The sequence below is a fragment of the Roseateles sp. GW821-FHT02E12 genome (assembly GCF_059421665.1).
Window position 1 is genome coordinate 481,039 of record NZ_JBWKVK010000004.1, and the last position, 20,172, is coordinate 501,210.

Annotated in this window: 16 protein-coding genes; 5 read left to right on the forward strand and 11 right to left on the reverse strand. The window is 63.8% G+C overall.

Annotated elements, in window-relative coordinates; genetic code table 11:
• Window positions 1–6: 6 nt before the first annotated feature.
• Both AC07V5_RS24965 and AC07V5_RS24970 read right to left on the reverse strand, forming a co-directional pair.
• The gene (locus tag AC07V5_RS24965; protein ID WP_495118429.1) at window positions 7–774 is read right to left on the reverse strand and encodes a hypothetical protein; all 768 of its coding nucleotides are present in this window, start codon (window positions 772–774) and stop codon (window positions 7–9) included.
• Window positions 771–2,111 carry a hypothetical protein gene (locus AC07V5_RS24970; RefSeq protein WP_495118430.1) on the reverse strand — a complete coding sequence of 447 codons (1,341 nt, stop codon included), beginning with the start codon at window positions 2,109–2,111 and terminating at the stop codon, window positions 771–773. The genes AC07V5_RS24965 and AC07V5_RS24970 overlap by 4 nt, the downstream gene beginning before the upstream one ends.
• 168 nt (window positions 2,112–2,279) lie before the next feature.
• Between AC07V5_RS24970 and AC07V5_RS24975 the strand changes: the two genes are divergently transcribed.
• Window positions 2,280–3,131 (forward strand): BrxR family transcriptional regulator, encoded by an 852-nt coding sequence (locus AC07V5_RS24975; protein WP_495118431.1) that lies wholly within the window; start codon window positions 2,280–2,282, stop codon window positions 3,129–3,131.
• 149 nt (window positions 3,132–3,280) lie between these two features.
• Here AC07V5_RS24975 and AC07V5_RS24980 read toward each other — a convergent pair whose 3' ends face one another.
• The 9 genes from AC07V5_RS24980 to AC07V5_RS25020 form a co-directional block, all read right to left on the reverse strand.
• Complete coding sequence (locus AC07V5_RS24980; RefSeq protein WP_495118432.1) at window positions 3,281–4,858, reverse strand: hypothetical protein; 1,578 nt, start codon at window positions 4,856–4,858, stop codon at window positions 3,281–3,283.
• A 278-nt stretch (window positions 4,859–5,136) separates the two neighbouring features.
• Window positions 5,137–5,934 carry a S1 family serine peptidase gene (locus AC07V5_RS24985; protein WP_495118433.1) on the reverse strand — a complete coding sequence of 266 codons (798 nt, stop codon included), beginning with the start codon at window positions 5,932–5,934 and terminating at the stop codon, window positions 5,137–5,139.
• Window positions 5,935–6,197: 263 nt separating this feature from the next.
• Window positions 6,198–8,501 (reverse strand): S8 family anti-phage peptidase IteS, encoded by a 2,304-nt coding sequence (iteS, locus tag AC07V5_RS24990; RefSeq protein WP_495118434.1) that lies wholly within the window; start codon window positions 8,499–8,501, stop codon window positions 6,198–6,200.
• Entirely contained in the window at window positions 8,467–9,756 is a 1,290-nt protein-coding gene (gene iteA / locus AC07V5_RS24995) for an anti-phage ATPase IteA (RefSeq protein WP_495118435.1), read from the reverse strand. The genes iteS and iteA overlap by 35 nt, the downstream gene beginning before the upstream one ends.
• Before the next feature lie 408 nt (window positions 9,757–10,164).
• Window positions 10,165–10,908, reverse strand: a complete 744-nt coding sequence (locus AC07V5_RS25000) for a hypothetical protein (RefSeq protein ID WP_495118436.1) — start codon at window positions 10,906–10,908, stop codon at window positions 10,165–10,167.
• Between the two features lie 179 nt (window positions 10,909–11,087).
• A complete protein-coding gene (locus tag AC07V5_RS25005; RefSeq protein ID WP_495118437.1) occupies window positions 11,088–12,131 on the reverse strand; it encodes a DNA-binding protein in 1,044 nt (347 codons plus the stop codon).
• Between the two features lie 374 nt (window positions 12,132–12,505).
• Window positions 12,506–13,564, reverse strand: coding sequence for a PepSY-associated TM helix domain-containing protein (locus AC07V5_RS25010; protein ID WP_492688393.1), 1,059 nt, complete (start codon window positions 13,562–13,564; stop codon window positions 12,506–12,508).
• Entirely contained in the window at window positions 13,564–15,681 is a 2,118-nt protein-coding gene (locus AC07V5_RS25015) for a TonB-dependent receptor (RefSeq protein ID WP_493164255.1), read from the reverse strand. Before AC07V5_RS25015 ends, AC07V5_RS25010 begins: the two co-directional genes overlap by 1 nt.
• A gap of 655 nt (window positions 15,682–16,336) precedes the next feature.
• On the reverse strand, window positions 16,337–16,822 hold the full coding sequence (locus AC07V5_RS25020; protein ID WP_495118438.1) for a BPSL0761 family protein: 486 nt from the start codon (window positions 16,820–16,822) through the stop codon (window positions 16,337–16,339).
• 223 nt (window positions 16,823–17,045) lie between these two features.
• On the opposite strand from AC07V5_RS25020, the gene AC07V5_RS25025 reads away from it, so the two are divergent.
• From AC07V5_RS25025 to AC07V5_RS25040, 4 genes are all read left to right on the forward strand, one after another.
• On the forward strand, window positions 17,046–17,570 hold the full coding sequence (locus AC07V5_RS25025; RefSeq protein WP_495118439.1) for a hypothetical protein: 525 nt from the start codon (window positions 17,046–17,048) through the stop codon (window positions 17,568–17,570).
• The gene (locus AC07V5_RS25030; RefSeq protein ID WP_492688388.1) at window positions 17,567–17,944 is read left to right on the forward strand and encodes a hypothetical protein; all 378 of its coding nucleotides are present in this window, start codon (window positions 17,567–17,569) and stop codon (window positions 17,942–17,944) included. The genes AC07V5_RS25025 and AC07V5_RS25030 overlap by 4 nt, the downstream gene beginning before the upstream one ends.
• 486 nt (window positions 17,945–18,430) lie before the next feature.
• Window positions 18,431–18,766, forward strand: coding sequence for a helix-turn-helix domain-containing protein (locus AC07V5_RS25035; RefSeq protein ID WP_492688386.1), 336 nt, complete (start codon window positions 18,431–18,433; stop codon window positions 18,764–18,766).
• A gap of 405 nt (window positions 18,767–19,171) precedes the next feature.
• On the forward strand, window positions 19,172–20,143 hold the full coding sequence (locus tag AC07V5_RS25040) for a tyrosine-type recombinase/integrase (protein WP_495118440.1): 972 nt from the start codon (window positions 19,172–19,174) through the stop codon (window positions 20,141–20,143).
• Window positions 20,144–20,172 lie beyond the last annotated feature (29 nt).

Consider the following 20,172-nt stretch of genomic DNA (forward strand, 5'->3'; position numbering starts at 1 on the left):
GGGTTCTCAGCTTTCGGAAGAATCGGTGGGGCGTACCAGCAGCTCACGACCCGCTTCAAGGGGGCCTGTGGCCTGGATCCAGGGCTCGAGACCTTGTAGATGGTTGTTCTTCATCTCCAGCGCGCCGAGCAGTGACTGGCGGTAGCGGTCCGCCCCGAGGCCGTCGACTTGCGCGCCGTCCACCATCAGCTCGATGAACCGACCCGCGTACTTGTCCACCTGGGTGCCGCTCTCCGAGATCAGGCAGTTGTAGACCGCGTCACTTTGCAGCGCATCCTGGCCGAGCTTGCGGACCATGTCGTTGATGTACTCGTGCATGGCCTGGACGAGGTCGGCACGCGTGAAGGTCGTCTCCACATAGCGCGTCACCTCCGTGGCGACGCGGTGCCGATGGGTGTAGAAAAGCGCGAGCAGCACGAACCAGAGCTGGGTGAACCAGATGCGGCGCGTTGTGATGGTCTCGTTTTTGAGCTGCATGCGTTCGTCGATCCATCGCTCGCTGAACAGCGCGCTCACCTGATCCAGGCGTCGCGGCAACAAGAAGACCTTGCCCCCGTGGGCCAGTCCCTGCGTCTGGAAGTCGTCCAGTGCCACGAGATCGAACCCGAACCCCTGCAGGAGACCTTCGAGTTCGGTGCGCGCCTCCAGGTCGGCGTCGTTCAGCAGCCGGGCCAGCTCACGCTCGTCCGCGCGCCCCTTCCCTCGCGGGATGGTCTCCATGCGGCGATGCTGTAGCAGGAAGGCCTGGACGCGGCCCATCTCGATTCGGTTCATGCTGATGCGCTCCTCTCGACTCTCGCCAACTCCAGGTCGGAACAGATCAACTCGCCAACTACGTCATCGGACCGGGTCGCCACCTCGCACGGGATGCGAAGTTCAATGGGATCGTCCTCGCTCAGCGCCCAAGGGGCGACATAGACGCCCAGCAGCTCCGCCAACTCGAGCGTGCCATCCAGGACACACCACCCACGTTCCAGCGCCTCGGACAGCGGCAGCGGCCCGGACGCCAGGCGAGACCGGATGACATCGCCGTACTCGCCAAGAAACCTCAAGCGGGTGTCGACAACCTGGGCGGCGCCGACGGCGGTTTCGAAGCGCGGTGCCATCTCTTCCTTGGTCAGCGAGATCCGCACCCTGCCCCGGACATCCGCCGGCGAGGGAAAGATCCCATCGAGACGAAGCGGGCCAAACCGGCGAAACAGCGACTCGAGCTGTCGGTCGGAGGGCGGACGCTTGACCAAGTTCAACGCCACTTCAAGGAAATCGGTGGCGCTGACCGCCGACGTGCGGCGCTTGGCGGCGATCTTCGTCAGCTCCGCCAAATCGCGCCCGAACGATTCCAGCGCTTGGTAGACCCGCAAGACCTGGTGCTCAATGTCGTACACATCGACGGCCAGCGTGTCATCGAGCTCGTCGCTGTCCGTTGCCCGCAAGGACTTCAGCCGGGCCTCGGCCTGGCGCAGGAGTTCCGAGGTCTTCTCGATGACGTCTCGGAATCTCGGCATCTTGACCTTGAACACCTCCGAGTCCTGGTCCACCTGGCCGCGCTCGATCTCCTGGCGCAGCTCCACGCTGGCGAACCGAATCGTGTCCAACAGGCCGTCGGAGAAGGACGGCACCACATCAAAATCACCGGACTCGATGGCGCGCAGCAGCTTGAGGGCATCACCTTCCGCATAGGCGAAATCGCTGATGTTGGAAGAGACGCTGATCGCGTCCCGGCCGGTGGAGGTCAGCCGATAGTCCTCGGCGTAGTGCGTCCGCTCCACCAAGTGCGTCTGCTTGTCGCTGACCAGGTCGGCCCTCCCATCGGAGCGGTCGATCGCCCACAGCTCCGTCGGTCGTGCGAGCACATTGAGGACGTACCGAAGCTCCTCGGGATCGACTTGCGAGTCCACCTCACGGACGGAGATCAGAAGCGCGTCGAATCCAATGAATTCATTGCCGGACTCGTGCGCGAGCCGCCTCAGCACGTCGAGCACGATGCACGCCAGGTCCAGGTAGCGCCCATCCCGCCATCCAGCGCGCTCCTCCTGTGTGTACACAGGCGAATTGCCAGGCTCCCGCTGCGCGTCGTGCAGATCCAGCAGACGTGCGCTGAGTCGGAGCAAGGGGAGGCAATTCATTGGAGGGTTAGTCTCTTCTCATTCCTAGTTAGCACAAACGATAACATATCTCTCGCGATAACTGTTGCCGGCTTGACTCTAGGCAATTCCCGCGCTGTATACTTCAACAGTTATCACTTGTGAATAATCACTCGCGTGCCACCCTCCAACGTCATGAACACCGGAAGCGGTCAGGAAGATGGGCCCGGGCGCATCAGGGACATGGACGTCCTGGTGCGCTGGGAGGGCGAGCTTTCAAACGCGCGCATCCGGGAAGTGTTCGGCGTCCAGGCAGTGCAATCCAGCCGGCTGCTGGCCACTTACATGGCGGAGCGTGGCGAGGCACTGTCCCGAGCGACCCCACGCGCACCCGTCAAGCCATCTCCACGGTTCGACGACATGGTCCCTCCGACCTCCGCCGACGACTACGTGAGACTGCTGTCCGGGGCATCGATCAGTCTGCCCGGCTCCGACCTCCTCGTCGATGCGCGCCCTTCCCTGTTGAGCGAGAACCCGCGGCTGTTCGCGGATCTGTTGACCGCGTGCCGCGCCGGTACCGGCCTCTGGATTGCCTACGGATCGATGCAGAACCCTGGCGGGATCGAAAGATCCATCTTTCCTCACAGCCTGGTTCGCGCGCCACGGCGTTGGCACATGCGTGCGTGGTGCGACCTGCGAAAAGAGTTTCGCGATTTCGCCCTCGGACGGGTGCTCTCGTACACGACGCTGGATCAGCCAGCACCAAAGCTACGTCGTCAAGATGTTGACTGGAACAAGTTCGTGAACTTGAAGGTCGTGGCGCATCCTGACTTCGGTGAGGATCATCAACGCCTGTTGCGCCGAGAGTACTTCGCCGGCAGGTCGTCCATGAACCTGCGAGTGCGCAAGGCCCTTGCGAGCTATGTCGTGCAGGATCTGCGGCTTGCGACCGACCTGAAGCGAGACCGGCCTCCCCAGTTCCAGCTCTATCTCGAGAACGCCGAGAGTCTGGGAGACCTGTTCAGCGTGGGCAGCGTCCCCTCGTGAGGTCCCGACCGAGCTGCGAACGCCGAATCTCGCCCCCTTGCGGGCTATGCGAGCCGAAAATATGAACGACGAGACTGCGCTTGGGAAGAAGACTGTTGTCTCGCAAGAGGCCCACTGCGCCGCACTGAAATAGCCGTCCCCGTCTGCGTTCAAGAGCTGGTGTTGGTCTTGTGCCGGCCGACATGGGCGATCACCGCCTTGCCGGTCGATTCGTCCCAGGCCCAGTGGATCGACAGACAGGAGTCAGCCTGCTTTGCCCCGATGGTGATGTGCGGGGAAATGTCGTAGGTCCGGCCGCCGTCCTTGGCCTCATACTCGTCGCTATAGCGGTTGCCCGAGGTCTGCGAGACGTCGTCGGCATAGGTGAAGCCCAGCTTCTTGAAGTGGTCCTTCAGAGATCCAACCGACTTCTTGGACTTCAGGCTGTTCTGCCAGACGCCTGCCACTTCATTGATCGCCTGCAGCGCCTGCAATGCACGCTCCGGATGACGGAAGGGCGAGTCGTCGGCAGAACTGAAGGCGCTTTGTAGGAACGTCAGGTGGTCGTTTTCTTCTGCGGCGCGGCGGACCGCGGCTGCGACCGTGACGACCGGCTCGCCCTCTTCAGCCGCTTCTGGCCCTGCAGCCGGCTCATCCACCGCCGGCGCTGGATCCCACATACCAGGCGACGTGAGTGCCGCGATGTTCTCCTCGTGCCGCTTCACCTGCTCGCGCAACGCGTCGTTGTCCGCCTGCGCTGTCTTGAGCCGCTCCTCCATGTCATAGAGGTCGTGAAGCAGCTTGTCGACGTCAGCTGCGTCGGCGGCGGGCTGACGCGCCGATTGGCGTTCTTCGCGGTCAGCGAGGCGCCTGAAATCCGTGATTTCCTGCGGTTCAGAAAAGCGGAACGACGCCGCGTTGAAGACCGCGGTGCACAGCTGCCGCTGGGACCGCGCGGCCATCTCGTCCGTCGAAAGCGACTTGGCAAGCCAAAGCGGATGCGCGTAGGGCTTCGCGGTCAGCGTGAACCCTGGCCAGTAGATCCGAATCGCCCCGTCAAAGCAGGCCAGTTCGCGGCCCACGAGCTCGTCCAGCTTGTAGGCCGCCCACTTGTCGGCCAGTTCATAGACCTTGGCGACGCCGGCGAGGCTCTCTGCCAACGCGCTGCTGTCGATCAGCGGAGCGTCCTGGCGCGTCCTCCGCGAGACCACAACCACTGGGTGCGCCCGCTGCGGGAGCATGAGCTCGGTGACCAAATCGTCAACTTCCGGCGCCTGGATCACTTCGGGCGTCTTGTTGTACGCGCGGCCGGCGAGGTAGACAGACCGCAGCCGGCTGATGTCTCTCACCAACCGCGGCGAACCCAGCTTGATGTTGGCTGGTGCAACCTTGAAGCTCAGGCCTGTCACGCACACCTCCAACGCCAAGTCCAGCCGGTCCGCTGTTCGGTACAGCGTCAGGTTGGTGTGCCAGCCCAAGCTCTTGTCGTACTGGTCCGGATAGCTCCAGCGCAGGTCGATGACGCGTTCGTTCGGCCGCTCGGTCGTTTGCAGGCTGCGAATGACGAGCCGGTGACCGGTCATAGGCGTTGCGTCGATGTCACCTTCGCCGATCGCTGCGACGACGTCATCGACATTGACGCGAAACCGCGCGTACCAGTCGGTGATCCACCGGCCCACCAAATCCAGCGCCGCGTGGACGTCGTTGGCGTCGTGCATAGACAGCACCGTCGCGTAAACCGTTCTCATGGGCCCCTCCCCTCGCCTGCAGATCGACCTAATTTCGCCGTGTGGTGAGTATCTGGGCCGAGACCGTGAAAGCGCATTGGGTGGCTACCCTCCCCTGGCACCTGCGACGGCGCGCCGTGCAGGGGATACCGCCTAGTTTGGCCGGCAGAGACCCCTTCAACAATCGAATGCAGGGAGGGCAAATAGGCCGTTTAAGGACCTGGATGACGGGCTCTACCTGATCAAGCAACGTCCGAGGCCAAGGAACTTGGCGTGCTCGAATTCCATGTCCGGCTCTATCAGAGGTTCAGAGCTTCAGGGTCGTCGTTGGGCAAGTCCATCCATGGATCACCAAGGGCTGCCACGCTGAGCTCGTGCCTGCGGCTCGACCACGCGTAAAACACCCCTGCCAGAACGACAGCCAGCCGACCGCTTTTCCGTTCGTGCACGAAACGTAGGCACGGTGAGCCGCTCATCCCAGCCAGTGCCGGCGGGTTTGTCACCGCCGGGTTCCATTTTTCGGGCGTCGCCTTGCCTCTGTACTCGAAGGTGCGGACACCCGTTTGCGCGTCAAGGACTGACCCGTGCAGTGCCAACGCCAAGATAGCCCGGTCGGGTCGCTGGCCTTCTCTGAAATCCAAGGAGGCGTTTTTGGATCCTGGATAGCCGAGCAGCATGAAAGAGTCGGTTGGCTCGAATGCATCGCGCGCCATCTCACGCGGGAAGATCGGCAGACCCGGAACGTGCGTGAGGCCTTGCTCGATCAGGGCGTTTGAAGGGATGTCCCAGCGCGCCAAGTCCAACGTCGGATGCAAACTGCGCAGTCCGATGTCACCCAGTTTCACGCCGGTGGTGTCGACCGTGATGCGACCGTGGGTGTGATCGAATTCTTCAAGCACGTGCCTGGCTGTGTAGAGCCTTGCCAGGGTGGCGTCGGGTGTAGCCACGAAGAAGCCAGTGCCGAGAAGTCGCTCTCTTCCTTCACGATGTTCTTTGGGAAGCAGAAAAGACGCCAGGCAGTCCTTGTGAAGCTCCGACAAGCTGCGAGCCAAGTTTTGGTCCAGAGCAGTTGGATGAAGATCTAACAGCGTTTTCATGCGTGCTTGCGGAGGCGTGCGTCATTGGATGGCCGCCACGAATGTATTGGCGGCCGAATCGCCCACTCATGGTGAAAACTCACCAAGCACCCATCCCTACCGGGTCTGTGAACTATGCCGCGCGCCGTACTGCGCCTTGCGCATCGGCCTGTCGCGCCAGTCCTTGCACGACGGCTAACGGTGGGTGCGCGAGCCGCTGAGACTCAGGGTGGTCATCGATGCAACGGCGGCGGCTCGCTGACCCCGCAATCGGAAATCCTTCGCTACGCGAGTGCCTGGATCGGGACCCTCACCGGCAGGTCATGGCGTACCCAATTGGTGGCCGCCAGGGCCCGCATGCCCTGGGCGTGGATCTCCGTATCGCCGTCGAGCGATCGCAGCGTACAGAGGATGTAGACCGTCAAGCCCTCTGCCATTGCGGGCTCGAACTCCCGCAAGAACATCCGTGCCTGCAACGCCCACGTGTCGCCGGATACCCCATTGGGGAACGACTTTCGGTGGACCTTCACAGGTGCCCACTTGCCGCCATGCTCGACCTGCGCAGCTTCGTAGCCATCGGTGCCATCCTCGCCCTTGAGCGGCACCTTGCTGTGGATGCTGTCGCTGTCCAAGGTGCCAAAGCTCAGCTCCACGTTGGCGCGGACATATTCGGCGCCCGTGTTGCCGTCCAGGGGAGGCGCGTACACCGCCGTGATGATGACCTCGCCCCGGAACTTTCCGTCGCGCAGCAGGCCAGATGGGATGGGATACGGTGCCTTGCGCCAGCGTATTGACGGAACCACGCGCGACTCGAAGATCAGCGTGAAGCTGTCCGCCCGGTCGTACAGGGCGGAGGTCACGTCCCGCGGAAGGCCCGTGCCGTAGTAGCGCCGCTCCCAGGGCGTGTACGCAGGTGACGACAGCTGCGCAGCGTGGATCATGAGAGCTTTGACCAGCGCCGGACTTGCGGTCAAGCCCGTGCCGCCGTCGATGGCTTGCCAGGCATGTGCAGCCATGCTCGCTGCGATCGGCGCTGCAAAGCTGGTTCCGAAGTTACGGGTCTGCGTGTTGCCTGCGGTCAGCACAGCGACGCTTGAAGCCCCCGTTGCCCAGGGAGCATGCACCCCGCCACCGACGTGAACGATGTCGGGCTTGGGCGTGAAAACCGGCCCTGGCCCTCGCCGGCTGTAGGCCGCCGGTTCACCGGGCTCATTCAACGCGTCGATGGCTCCCGCGTGACAGACCGATCCCACCGTGAGCGCGCGCACCGACTCCCCGGGACAAGACACCTGGTCTTGGAGCGTCGCCAGGCTGGGCCACGTGCGGCGCGGCTCTACGACATAGTTTCCGGCGGCCACGACGAAGAGCACGTTGAACTGGTCGCTCAGCTGATCAAGCGCCTGTGCGAACTCGCTGAAGGTCTGTTCGTCGCACCCATGCGGCGAACCTAGAGACAGATTCCATACCCGCACGTCTGGCTTGCCTCGCACCGCCTCTTCGAGGCGTGTGATCAGGTCGCTAACGAAGCTGCCGTTCGGGCCGGACTCCAGGCCGCACGCGTCGTACACCAAGGCGCCGACGGGTGGCAGGTCCAGGTGACCGCCGTTCATGCGATGAGCACCGGCGACCAGCGATGCCACGTGGGTGCCGTGCTCGTGATCAGTGTCCGGCGGGAGGACGAAGGTTGTCCTGCCCACGAGCCAAGGCGCCAGGTCAACTGCAGCAGGCCCGGTCCCCGTGTCGAACACGCCGACAGTCGGTAGCCCCGCGAGCGGTGGATCCAAGTGAGGCCCAGCCGCGACTGCAATTGCGCTGCCGCCGGTAGCTGCCGGCTGCAACTGCGGTTCCGGCATCAGGCGCCGTAGGCCAGGGAAACTCAGCAGCGCATCGAACTTGTCCTCGCTGAGATTGCTGACGTCCATGAGGCTGGCGTAAAACCAGCCATGACGTGACTGCCTGAAGAAGCGGTACTTCAATCCGAGATGACTCAGCAGGTGGCGAATCGCCTGGAACAACTGAGCGTTGGCGGCGTCGTTGCCGTAGCGGAAGAAGCGCAGCAGTGCGCGGCCGCGTTGCTGAACGGCCAACGTCCCCTCAGGATTGCGCTGGGCCCGCCCCCAGGATTCGATGCGCTGGATAGCACTCAGGTTGGCGCGAATCTCCTTGATGTCGCGATCAAGAATCACGCTACGCAGCGCGGTGATGCTGCCGCTGTGCGCGCCGACCAGCATCTCTTCGACACGCTCATGCCCAGCGGGCATCAGCCCTGCTTCTTCAACCACCTTGAGCGGGCGGTGGGACTTCGCAATGGCTTCATGCCGCAAGCGAAAGATCAACGGGGCGAGCGAATGCGGGTGTGCCTGCATTTGTGTCGCCAAGCCCTCCGTCGCGCCGTCCAGCGTCGCGGCGAGCGCTTGACGATAGGCGGTGTCAACCGGCACGAACTCTTTCTTGGGCCCACCGCCGGGCTGCATTCCTTGCAAATCCTGTCGATCAAACATGATCTGCTGGAATGGATTGCCCGGGCTCGGTTGCGGCACCGGTCGTTGCGGTTCAGCCGGACTGTTTGTCGTCCTCCTCGTGGCCATCTGTACCTCCCTCCTGAGTGATGTTGGTGACGTGACGCGTCGACACACCGTAGAGCTTGGCCAGCACGCGCAACGAGAAGATCTTGCGATCCCAGCGCCGCAGCCAAGCCATCTCGGCATCCTGCGTGCTCAGCGGCACGCGTTCTATCAGCGCCAGCGTCAGCCCAAGGCGCCGAAACACTTCGTCTTCATCGACCTGGGCGTGACCAGCCAGCACGGCGCTGCGCTTGGAATCCAGACAGACCTGTTGGATGACCGCGCCAGTCAGCCCCTCGGAGCGTGCGACCAAGGTCTTGAAATTGATGTTCGCAGGCGCGTAGGAGTCCAGGAACCGCTGCCAAAGCGTCTCCCGCACCAGTTCGTCGGGAAGGGGCATCGGCAGCCTGAAGCTGAACCGGCGCCAAACCGCGAGATCCAGGAGTTGGTCATGATTGGTCGCTGCCAGCAGGATGGTGCTGTCCGGCAAAGCGTCCATGTTCTGCAGCAGCGCGATGACCACTCGCTGCAACTCGCCCACGTCGCGCTCGTTGCCACGCGCGCCAGCCAGCGCATCGAACTCGTCGAGAAACAGGACACAAGGCCGCTGCTCCGCATACTCGAAAACACGCCTCAGATTCCGGCTGGTCTGCCCGAGCAGACTGCTGACCAGCGTGTCGCAGCGTACGGTCAGCAGTTGCAGGCCCAGCTGCGCGGCGACCCAGCGTGCCAGCTGGGTCTTGCCGGTCCCTGGCGGACCATGCATCAGCAGTCGATTCGGCAATGCCGCATTGGCGCGCACCAACGCGTCATGGTGGCGCACGCTGGACAGAAACTCCTGGACTCGCGACTCGATGGCACTAGGCAGGACCAACCCCACGTCCCGCACTTCGGGCTGACTCACGTCGACCGTGTGCAGCCGGCTTTCGCCGTCGACCGGGAGGTTGTTCAACGTGATGCCGTTTTCGGCACTCTGAGCTGTTGCGAGGGCGGTTGGCGCCCGCGACAGACGCTCGCGAATCTGACGCGCCTGCTGCCGATTGCCAGTCTCTTCAAGCTTGTCCGCTAAGAGGCCGGCGTAGTTCGCAGCCATACTCGCGTTGGCACGCAATGCGCCGTCGAGTATCTTGAGAACTTCAGACAGGTGGTCCACTGCGATCCGGTTTTCTGGGCTGGCGTCACAGTTTAGGCGCCCATCGATCCGTTTTTCACAGTGTTTGTGCCGATTTTTTAGGGAGGCGTATCGGTCGGCGCGCCGATGCCGGCCTTCCAGAACCATCTGCGATGCACCAGCCACCGTGGAAGCGGGGAGCAGCTCTCACCCCTCGGCATATATGCTGATCGTGCTCAATTAATGATTGCGCGATTTCCGACATCCGCACTGCTCAATGACTGCATTTCCAGCCATTGAAGGCAGTTTTTGCTATCTACGACTGCGTTTCCAGTCGTTGTCGCCGTGCGAGAAACACCACCGCTCACCTCCCGGCAGAAACGTTTGCGCGGGCCGTCGTGGGCCCTTGGCTTTACGCCGCCCTACCCGCCTCATTGCCGATGCGCGCCAGCACGGGTGAGCTCACCCAGTCAAGGTTGACACGGCGCGAGCTAAACCGCGCAAGCCGCCGCCCGAGTGCCGCCGGCAGAAAGCCGTAACAGATGCGTCACCCAACGGTTGAAAATGGGCCCTCGATCAAGTCTGGCTTGTCATATACCGGGTGGAATAAAACGCACCCATGCGCTCGATTGGCGCGCTGTTGACCGTCAACCGGTTCGCTGCAACGTTGAGGCCGGCCGTGCCGCGACTGCCGTCCGCTAAGGCAATCCGCTTCGAATCGAAGATCAAATCAGCGTCTCGGAACATCTCGCGGAAATAGAGCTTCTCCGAGAGCTGGTCGGCAACCTTCGAAAAGTCGTAGGTCTCCATGCGGCGCGTCAGGTAGTTGTAGTCGACGTGCGACGGGGTTTGCTCCGTCGTTTCCAGCGCTGCGACGGCTGTGGTGATGAAGGACTTTGCGGCATCGACGAGCTTGTCGTTCGCGTTCAGCTTGCCCTCCAGCCACTTGGCATCGTCTTCATCAAGGCCAGAGACCTTGAACTTGCCGTCGATGAGCTTGAAGTCCCATTGAGAGCCGGCAATGTCGGGGCGGCGCTTGGCGATCATGGCGCTGATCTTGCCCAGCTCTTTCTCCATGATGTTCATGCTTCGCCCGGCATCTTTGTTGTAGCCGATCTGCCTTTCCACGAATGCGCGCTGGGTAATCAGCGGCTCGGGGATTTCGGTGATCGTGACGCTGCCAAGCGCCGGGTCTTCGTAGGTGCCGCCGTTCGCGACGGCTTTAGCGAGACGTGCCGCTATCACCTCCGGTGAATCGATGGTCGGGCCTTGCTGGCTTGCAGTTCGCGCTAGTGGCGCTTGGGAAATCGAGCTGATCACATCACCTCCGCCTGATGGTGCGTTTAGGTGGTCAGCCGAACGCAACTACGTTTTCCGGTCTCTTCGGCAAACAGTGGTGAACCTTGAGATCAGGGTTTGCTCGCCCCAACCTTCGCGGCTCCTTGGCTGCGCCATCGGTGTCCTTGCCAAGGATCGGCTCGACGATGCAATAGAGGTGGTCAGCCGGCCGCGGCAGCCTTGCCTTTGGCTTTGCCAGCCGGCGCAGGCTGACTGATTCGCGCCAGGAGCTCCTTGACCATGTCGCCCTGGGACTGCGCCGTCGCGGTGGCTCCGGCCAGCAACCGCTCGAGTTCTGCGTTGCGCTGCTCCAGGTCGCTGGCCCGAGCACGCAGGGTTTCGTATTGCTGGGCCGCCTGCTGGGCCTGATCACGCAGGTTCTCGACGAGCTGGTTCTGGACGGCCAGTCGCTCTGCCGCCGACTTGAGCTCACGCAACTGATCGTCAACCTGACGCCGTTCAGCCCGGGCCGCGGAAAGATGCGCCAAGGCATCCGCCTTCTCTTGCAGCGCTGAGCGCAGTTCGGTCTGCTTGGCGGTCAGGGCTTCGGCCGCGTTGGCAACCTCGCGCTGCAGGTACTGCAGTTGCTGTTCGTGCTGGCGGGCTTCGCGGTCGCGCTGCTCGCGGGATGCATTGCGGAAGTGCTCCAGAGCCTCCCGGGCATGGATGTGCTTCTCCTCCAACGACGCCACCTGGGCTTGGGTGGCCTTGAGCTGCTCTTGGACGCCTTCCAACTGCGCGGTGAGCTGGGTGGTCACCTGGCCATGTTCCAGGCGTAGCGCGGCCAGTTCAGCCTCCACGCGTTGCCGAGCGGTCCGCTCGGTCGACAGCTCGATCTGGCTGCGCTCAGCCTCGGATCGGCCCGAGCGAGCTTCGCCCCGGGCCTTTTCCAGCTGTTCCTTCAGGCCGCGGACCTCTTCGGCGTGGCCGGCCTTCAGCGTGTCGAAGCGCTCCTGCGCCTCGAATTCCAGGCGTCCGGCCAAGTTGGTGACGAAGGCCATCAGCTCGTCGCTGACCGATCCCTGGGGCACGCCGGCGCCACCTTCGTCGGCCTCGATTTCCTTCAGATGGCGAAAGATCGTCGCCTTCGACCCGGTGTTTCCCAGTTCGATGCGGATGGCGTCGATCGACGGGTGCCTGCCCGCCTTGATCAGCGCAAGCCTGGCCCGTTGGACCTCGCCCTTCGTCACGCCTGCTCGTGCCATGTCAGCCGCCAATTTCGTATGTATTACGTATTGTCAGTATTACGTACCACGATAGATGCGTCAAGGCTGCAAGAGCAGCCAATTCCTGAGAAGTCTTAATAGGCTGTTATTGCATCTGAGCGACCCAAAGCGTAAATGCGACGCCTCGGCCGGGCAAAAAAACGGCCACATCCGATCGGAATTGGGAGCCCAAAGCCAAACAGGCCTTGAAGCGTCCCGAACTGAGGCTGAACTGCCTCGATGGGACTCAGAAGAGCGCGGCTTTTCGGCTTTCGCAGATCGGCTTGCTGGCTCGCTTGCATCGCGGCTATGCAGGATCGTGGGGCAATCACCGACAGCCAATACACGGCTTATGCGGATCAGTTGATGGCGGATCAGCGTCTCAGCCACCACAGCAACAGCCCGGTCATGCCCGTCGCAGCCAAGGCGATACCAAGCACGGCGTTCACCGCCTCAAGCGCGAAGCCGCCGAGTTCGCCTGTGTGCAGCGGGTAGATGACGCTGTTGGCGCTCGCCCCGGGGTCCAGCTCGTTCCAACGGTCGGCCCGCAACACTGCGCCGGTCAGCGGATGCATCCAGACCGAGGTCAGGCCGTTGGGATGCGGGTCGTCGGCCAGCATCAGCCGCACGCGCACCGGCTTGGCCGCACCTGCGGGCAGCGCGATGTAGCCGACGGGCGCGCCGCCGAAGCGGGCCATCGCCGTCGCGACCAGGGCATCCAGCGGGGCGGGCTGCAGGGCCGTGTCGCCGACTTTGATCTTGGGCGGGGTCCGCGGCGTCTGCCCTGCCATCGAGGTCACCGCTTGGGACAGCGGCTTCCAGGCCATGTAGGCCCCGCTGGCAACCGGCACAGCGATCAGCAGGCCGAGCAGAGCGCCGGCGGTGCGGTGCAGGTCGAACAGCCCGCGCAATACGCCGCGATCCAGTGTCAGCGCAAAGGCCTGCTTCCAGCGTTTGGGCCACCACAGCACCAAGCCGCCGATCAACAGCACCAAATAGGCCAAGGCCAGCACGGCCAACAGCGGCTTGCCGGTCTCGTTCAGCAGCAACGAGCTGTGCAGCTCGAAGACGAAGTTGAATAGCCCCTCACGTTCGCCGCGGCGGCCCAGTTCGCGGGCGTCGCGCGGGTCGAGGTAGATGAAGCCTTCCCACGCCTTTCCGCGCACCGTCGCGCGCAGACTCTCACCAGCCTCGCGCGGCGGGCGCAACACGAAGGACGCTTCAGGCCCGAACTCGGCCTGCAAATGCCGGCGGGTGCGCTCCAGCAGGTCCAGCGCGGCCGGGCCGGCCGATACGCTGAATAGCTCGGCGTTGAGCCAACGGTCCAGCGGCTTGAGCACGACCAGGATGCTGCCCAGCAGCGCAACGACGATCAGCGGCAAGGCCAGTGCAAGCGCGAGCCAGCGGTGCAGCTTCAGCCAGAAGCGGCGCATCAGAAGCTGCGCCGCCAGCTGACGGTCAGCGTGCGGCCACGGCCGGCGAAGTAGTCGTCGTTGGTGCCGGCCGGGTTGGCCTGCGAGTAGTAGCCGACGTACTGGCGGTCGAAGAGGTTCTCGATGCCGACGCCGAAATCGCCCCAGGCCGTGCCATGGGTGGCCGCCAGGTCAGCCAACGTGTAGCCATCGAAGTTCTCCTCCAGCCGCGACGTGCCGACCATGCGGCCGGTGTTGATATGGCGCGAGGCCAGCCGCGTGGCCTGCAGGCGCACGTTGCCCTTAGGCGCGAACTGCCAAGCAGCGGCCATCACCAGCTTGTCAGGCCCCTGCGAACGAGCGCCCAGGCTCACGTCCAACGGTGCATCGGGTTGTGTGGCCGTCTTGCCGCGGGTGCGGGCGTAGCTGGCGCTCAGCGTCCAGTCCGCCAGCGGCTTGACCTCGCCGTTGAACTCCAAGCCCTTCACCTGCACCGGCACGCGCAGCACGCCGCCAACACCGGTGGCCGCGTCGACACGGATCTGCGAGCCCAGCTTGGAGCGCGAGTCGTAGACCGAGGCCGAGAAGCTGCCCAAGCGGCCGCGCCAGGCCAGGCCCACCTCGCGGTTGTCGGTGACGACCGGCTCCAGCGAGATCAGCTTGTCCACCGACTGGTTGGCCGTATTGACCGCACGCAGCACCAGGCCGACGTCGGGCACGCCGAAGCCCTCGTTGTAGGCCACGAAGGTGGACCAGCCGCCACCCAGGCGCCAGACCGCGCCCAGGCTCTTGACCCACTGGCTGAAGCTGCGCTCGCCGCCCTGCACGGCGGTGTTCTTGTAAAAGGCCAGCGTCTGGTAGCTGTCGACCTTGAGGTTGGCGCTCTCGCGGCGCGCACCGCCGCGGATGGTCACCGGGCCCAGTTCGTATTCCAGCTGCGCGAACGGTGCGGTGCTGGTGAACTTCAGCGGCGGCACCCACGTGCGGTTGGTCAGTGCCAGGCGCTGCTGGGACGTGTCCTTCAGCCAGTCCAGGCCGGCGGTGAGCTCCAGGCCTTCGACGAAGAGGTCGGGCCGCACCCAACTCAGCTTGACGCCGGCCTTGTCGGCGACCACCTCGGACTGGTCGATGAGCTGGCCCTGCGGCGCGATGCGGGTGTCCTGGAAGGTGGTCGCAGCTGTCGCGCCGTAGAGGGCGGCGAAGTCCTGCTTGTAGACCTGGGCGCGCGCCTGGCCGCCGGCCAGATCGGCGTGGCTCCAGTCCAGCGAGACCGTGCGCACGTCGTTGCGCGGCGGGCTGCCCGGCGGCGTGCCAGGCGTGGCGCCGGTGAGCTGGCCGGTGGCGCGGTTGCCGGGCACCGGCTTCCAGTCGCCATCGCCTTCGAGGCGGAACTTGTTGAACGAGAACTGCAGGCGCTGGGCGCCGAAGTCGTGGCCCAGCTTCAGGAAGATGTCGTCGGCGCGCGAGTCCTGCGTGTCGCCCTGCACGGCCTCCAGGCCGAGGCGGCGGCCGTCGCCGTCCACGCCCACGCCGCGCAGCGTCGCGCCGACGTGCAGCAGCGCGTCGAAGTTGCCCTTGTGCTCCAGCGTGTAGGCGGCCTTCCACAGCGCGTCGTCGCTGTGGCCCTGGGTGCCGTACTTCAGCTCGACGCGCTGGCGGGTGCCGGTTTCGCGCGGTGTCTTGGAGATGAAGTTGATGATGCCGCCGGTGGCGCCGAGGCCCTGGGCGGCGGAGGCGCCGGAAATGACTTCGATGCGCTCGATCAGCGAAGGGTCAGCGAAATACCCCTCGCGGGCGCCGTTGCGCAGCGGGTTGCTCTGCGGCACGCCGTCGAACAGCAGCAGCGCCGTGCGTCCGCGCATGGATTCACCGAAGCTGGTCATCTTCTGGCGCGACGGTGCATAGGAGGGCGCCAGCACGGACAACACCGCGCTCAGGTCCTCGGCGACCAGGGTTTGCGTCTCGATCTCCTGGGCGGTGATGACCGATACCGCGCCGGGAATCTTGTCGATGGCCTTGGTGCCGCGGGTGGCGGTAACGACGACGCGCTGCAGTTGCGGGTCGGCGGGCTGCTGGGCGACGGCGGGAAGCACAGAGAACAGAGCAAGGGCGAGCGGGCTGAAGCGCAGGGAGGTCACGGTTTGGATTTCGAAAGTGGGGGGCACTGCCGGAGGAGCGCTCGGCTCGATACAAAGCAATGTTAATTCATAATGCGAATCAATCTCATTTGCATGTTTCGCGTCCCCCGATTGCCGCGATGTACTCCGGCCATTTACGTGTGGAATGGCCGCGGCCCGGGACACGGTGACCGTTGGCCGGCAGCGTTCCGTGCAGGATCCTGGGGTTCAACGGCTTGGGGTGATGCCTGGGCCTGGGGAGCCGCTACGTTTGCCCGTCGCCTGATGACCTGGTCGGCCGTGCGCCGCCGCTGAGCCGCCCTGCCGGCGCAATCCGCACTTGGTCCTGCCTGCAGAGTGGGGAGCTGCTTGGTCTGCACGCTCCTCATGCGCTGCTAGCCTGACAGGCCTGCCGCCGATCTGCCGCAGACCCTGGCGCACGCCGCTGCCTCCGCGTGCAAGCTGCCCAGCCTGGACCGCATTCGTCCGCCTGCTTCCTAGCCGAGCCCGTCTTCGTGCCCGCCACCAAGCTCCAGTGCGCGGATGCCGCTGGAGCGAGGCCCGGCATTGGTCAAGAGCAGTTGGATATCTGGCAAGCCAGCGGAACTCGAACCTGCGCTGCGGTGCTCGCGTCGCGCATGCCAACTGCACGGATTCCGCCGGCAAGCAACAACTGTCAGTCCTTCAACTCTTGTCGAAAGGCACGCAAGGGGTCCAAGAACGAGGGCGCCCATCTTTCGGACCCTGCACTCCCCTCAGGAAGCCATCTCGCTTCAGGGAAATGTCGCTCCGCAAAATGCGCCCACCTCCGCAGTGGGTCGTCGACCGGAAGTGTGCTCTGCAGGACCACCAACATGAGCCGCCCAGCTGCAAACGCCACGCCCCACGCCGCCGTGGGAATATGAGTCGCGCCTTCCAACCAGACGGTGATGTCCGTCTCGTGCGGGAAGCCCTTGAGCGCAGCCTGCGCGCCGCACCTGAGATCCATAGACAGACGCTGCTCTTGCGTCACGGTCTCGAGTAGCTCGCGCGTTTCGCGTAACGATCGCAAATATTCTTCTTGTGTCGACATGCCTCCATTTTTCGAGAGTCGCGTGCTCGCCGCTTTCGGACACCGCTTTTCCCAATATTGCACTCGGAAGTTTGAATTCCGATTTGGCATGCCAACGGAACAGTGCTACCTCGTGGCGACGCACATCAGCGTGGAGCTTCTCCCAGCAAACTAGCCCAGATCAGGCGGTATTCCGAATCTGAATGTTTACCTGATCGCATCATGCTGGCACTGCACACCAGTGCTTGGTGTTTCAAAGGCGGTGTCAGAACATTTGGACATCGCTTCCAACCTCGCAGCGCCGACTACTCACTACCTCGGCGCACGAGCTTTCATGTTCACCACCTATCCACCCTATGAGTTCCCCATCCCACCAGGCCTGGCCCATCCTGACGCGCGCTGTTGGCGCGTAGTGGAACTATCTCTGCACGCCCCGTGGTTCCTTCTGTCGGTTGAGGTGCCTGATGGCGAAGCCGGGATGAGCTTCGTGCGCACCATGATCTTTGGCTGGGAGAGCGACCTCATCAGCTTCATACCCACCGTGGACGCTGGGGAGATCAAAGGGTTGGTGTGCATGGTTCCCGGCTGGAAGGCGCCATGTGGTCAATGGACCTCCCGAGAAGTTCGCGAGGTCTGGCTCGCTAGCGCTGATGATGGACACCAGTTCCTGCAACTGATCGACGCGGATGGTCAAGCGCTAGATGTAGGCCTGCCGACTGAACCAGATACCGCTGTCGCTGATCGTCAGTTGCTGCTGAAGTTCAAGCCGCGCCGCCGGCGGCAGGCCGCCGCCCGCCGACTCAGGAACTCCGCGCGAGCAGGCGCAAAGCATGCATGGACAGCTGATCAGTCAGCATGATCTTCTTCGTGAATGAGCCTGATCCCCCGCCTGTCGAAGAACAGGCGACAGTGGAGGTTCTGTCGTGGCGCCTCTTTCAGGCGCCCGCCGGCGCTCTTCACTTGATGACGTACCGCGATGGACAAACTGTTCGGGTCACGTCGCCCGTCAGCGCCGTGGACCTGAAGCGACGCACCCTAGCTACATCGTCGGGCCGCCTTTACAAGCTCCTTGCTTCGCCCGAAGAGGACCGTATGGCCGTCGCGCTGCTGCGCGCCAACGCCATCCGAGTAGGACTCCTGGGAGCCATTGACGTGAGCGACGACGCCTGGACAGAGTTTCTCGGCCATGTCGTCGCCCGTTCGCTTTTCCGCAGCAGCGCCGGGCTTCAGTAGCTACTTTCGTGTGTAGTAGCTACTTCAACACCATGCAGGACGCACGGCAAGAACCGTCCTCGCGAGGGCTACACCGCGCAGTAGCAGTTCTTGCCTGCGCGGTTGGCGCGAAATCGAAGCTCGGTTCGCGGGCTGATTGATCGAGCGAGCATTCGGTTTCGACGACGAACGGCCGATCGAGATGGCCAGTGAGCCTGCGGCCTCTCGCCGCTGAGACGATGCCTTTCGGCGTTCAGGCGCACGGGGGTCGCGCCATCGTCGACAACGGACGGCTGATGCCGCTCGAGCGCAGGCGGTCTCTGCACAAACGTACACTCAATCGCACTCACACTAATTCATACAGTGTAGCGGATGGACGGACCCATGCCTCAGACGGCCGAAGCACTTCCCAACCAGCGGCGCAGATCGCCGAGCACGGCGTTGGGAGATGAATTCCCTTTCCGAATATTCCGGACGGTCGCGTAGCGTGTCGCCCGAAAGGTTCTCATGGGCAAGACTCTCCACAGCCGACACAACACCATCTTCCTGGACATGCTCAGGGGCCTGCGCGAGCGGAAGCGGCTGCGGCAGACCGACCTTGCCGTCCTGCTGGGCAAGAGTCAGGCAACGGTCAGCAAGGTCGAGCGAGGCGAGCGGCGCCTCGACGTCATTCAGTTGAGAGACTGGATAGCTGCGCTGGACATCAGCTTCTTGAGATTTGTTCGAACGCTGGACGCAGAGCTGCGCTCCCACGGGATCACCGATCCGCGCATGCGCCAAAGAACGCGTCGACGCCAACTTCGAGCCGGCACAACGCGACGGCGCCCCCGGAGCGATGAGTAGTCCCTCCAATTGAGGAGTCTGCGCGGACGCGGTCAACCTCTCGGTGGTCACACAGAGGATTGAGACCGGCGCGGCGCTGGCTGCGCGCAAAGGCCAAAAAGGGTCGCTTGGGATGGTCACGTGCGCCACCAAATTGACGCGCATCGCGCCGACTTCCTCGGCGAGACTAGAAAGCCGGCGTAGACAACATGCGGGGGATCGCCTGAACGCGAGCGGTTGACCTCCGCGCAAATGCAGCGGCAGTGCATATACTGTGCTTTTGTACAGCGCGAGTGCGACTTGCGCGCACCAGTGGCGAGATGCCCATCCGCGCAGACCAGCGGGCTGAGCAACTCTGGCACTGCCGAGGCAGCATCGGAGGCCGTGTGTCGATCGCAGGAGCACCATCAGACAGAATTCCGATCTATGCCCGCGAAGGTCGAAGACTATGTGCTTGCCGCTGACCGTGAGAACACGGTTCGGAGCTATGCCAGTGCCCTCAAAAACTTCGAGGAAGTCTGGAAGGGCCTGCTGCCCAGCACGAGCGACACCGTAGCCCGCTACCTGGCCGAGCACGCGACCACCTACCGACTCAGCACGTTACGGCTGCACATCGCCGCGCTGTCCCGGTGGCATGCGGACAACGGGTTCCCCGACCCAACGCGGGCGCCACTCGTCCACAAGGTGCTCCGCGGCATCCGCTCCAAGCATGCGACGGCTCAACGACGCGCCAGACCGCTGCTGCTGGATGTTCTTGCGGACGTCTCCAACTGGCTGCTGGCTGCCCAGGCAGCTGCGCGCCAGCAGGGGAACCGCACCAAGGAGCTGCGCCTAAGCCGGGACCGCGCGCTGGTGCTGCTCGGCTTCTGGCGAGCCTTTCGGTCAGACGAGCTTGCCAGCATGCGGATTTCGGAAGTGCAAGCCGTGCGGGGTCAAGGACTGACTTGCCGGCCAGGCCGGACCAAGACGACCGACGAGGACGAAGACCGGAGCTTCTACTGCCCTGCCCTTTCGAGGCTGTGCCCGGTCGACGCCTACATCGATTGGATCGAGCTCAGTGGCCGCACGTCCGGGCCGGTGTTCCCCGGCATCGACCGCTGGGGCAACATCTCCGCCGCTCACATGGCGAGCCAAGCCATCCTTCCGTTGCTTCGTCGCATCCTCGCTGAGGCCGGGACTGCCGAGGCCGCCACCTATTCGAGTCATTCCCTGCGGCGAGGTTTCGCGGGCTGGGCCAGCGCCAATGGATGGGAGTTGAAGGAGCTGATGGAGCACGTTGGGTGGCGCGACGCCAGCTCGGCGCTGCGCTACATCGACGTGCCTCGTGATGCCGTGAAGGCTAAGTTCGAGCGTGGCCTTTCCAACAGCAGCCCAGGGGCTGCCGGCACGCAGGGGTGATGGCCCCCTGACGATTACCCCCCAACGAG

What these genes read in the sequence shown, in the direction of transcription:
- AC07V5_RS24965 (WP_495118429.1), bottom strand. Translation starts at nt 774, where the DNA reads ATGAACCGAATCGAGATGGGCCGCGTCCAGGCCTTCCTGCTACAGCAT.
- AC07V5_RS24975 (WP_495118431.1), top strand. Translation starts at nt 2,280, where the DNA reads ATGAACACCGGAAGCGGTCAGGAAGATGGGCCCGGGCGCATCAGGGAC.
- AC07V5_RS24980 (WP_495118432.1), bottom strand. Translation starts at nt 4,858, where the DNA reads ATGAGAACGGTTTACGCGACGGTGCTGTCTATGCACGACGCCAACGAC.
- AC07V5_RS24985 (WP_495118433.1), bottom strand. Translation starts at nt 5,934, where the DNA reads ATGAAAACGCTGTTAGATCTTCATCCAACTGCTCTGGACCAAAACTTG.
- iteS (WP_495118434.1), bottom strand. Translation starts at nt 8,501, where the DNA reads ATGGCCACGAGGAGGACGACAAACAGTCCGGCTGAACCGCAACGACCG.
- iteA (WP_495118435.1), bottom strand. Translation starts at nt 9,756, where the DNA reads ATGGTTCTGGAAGGCCGGCATCGGCGCGCCGACCGATACGCCTCCCTA.
- AC07V5_RS25005 (WP_495118437.1), bottom strand. Translation starts at nt 12,131, where the DNA reads ATGGCACGAGCAGGCGTGACGAAGGGCGAGGTCCAACGGGCCAGGCTT.
- AC07V5_RS25010 (WP_492688393.1), bottom strand. Translation starts at nt 13,564, where the DNA reads ATGCGCCGCTTCTGGCTGAAGCTGCACCGCTGGCTCGCGCTTGCACTG.
- AC07V5_RS25020 (WP_495118438.1), bottom strand. Translation starts at nt 16,822, where the DNA reads ATGCCAAATCGGAATTCAAACTTCCGAGTGCAATATTGGGAAAAGCGG.
- AC07V5_RS25025 (WP_495118439.1), top strand. Translation starts at nt 17,046, where the DNA reads ATGTTCACCACCTATCCACCCTATGAGTTCCCCATCCCACCAGGCCTG.
- AC07V5_RS25030 (WP_492688388.1), top strand. Translation starts at nt 17,567, where the DNA reads ATGATCTTCTTCGTGAATGAGCCTGATCCCCCGCCTGTCGAAGAACAG.
- AC07V5_RS25035 (WP_492688386.1), top strand. Translation starts at nt 18,431, where the DNA reads ATGGGCAAGACTCTCCACAGCCGACACAACACCATCTTCCTGGACATG.
- AC07V5_RS25040 (WP_495118440.1), top strand. Translation starts at nt 19,172, where the DNA reads ATGCCCGCGAAGGTCGAAGACTATGTGCTTGCCGCTGACCGTGAGAAC.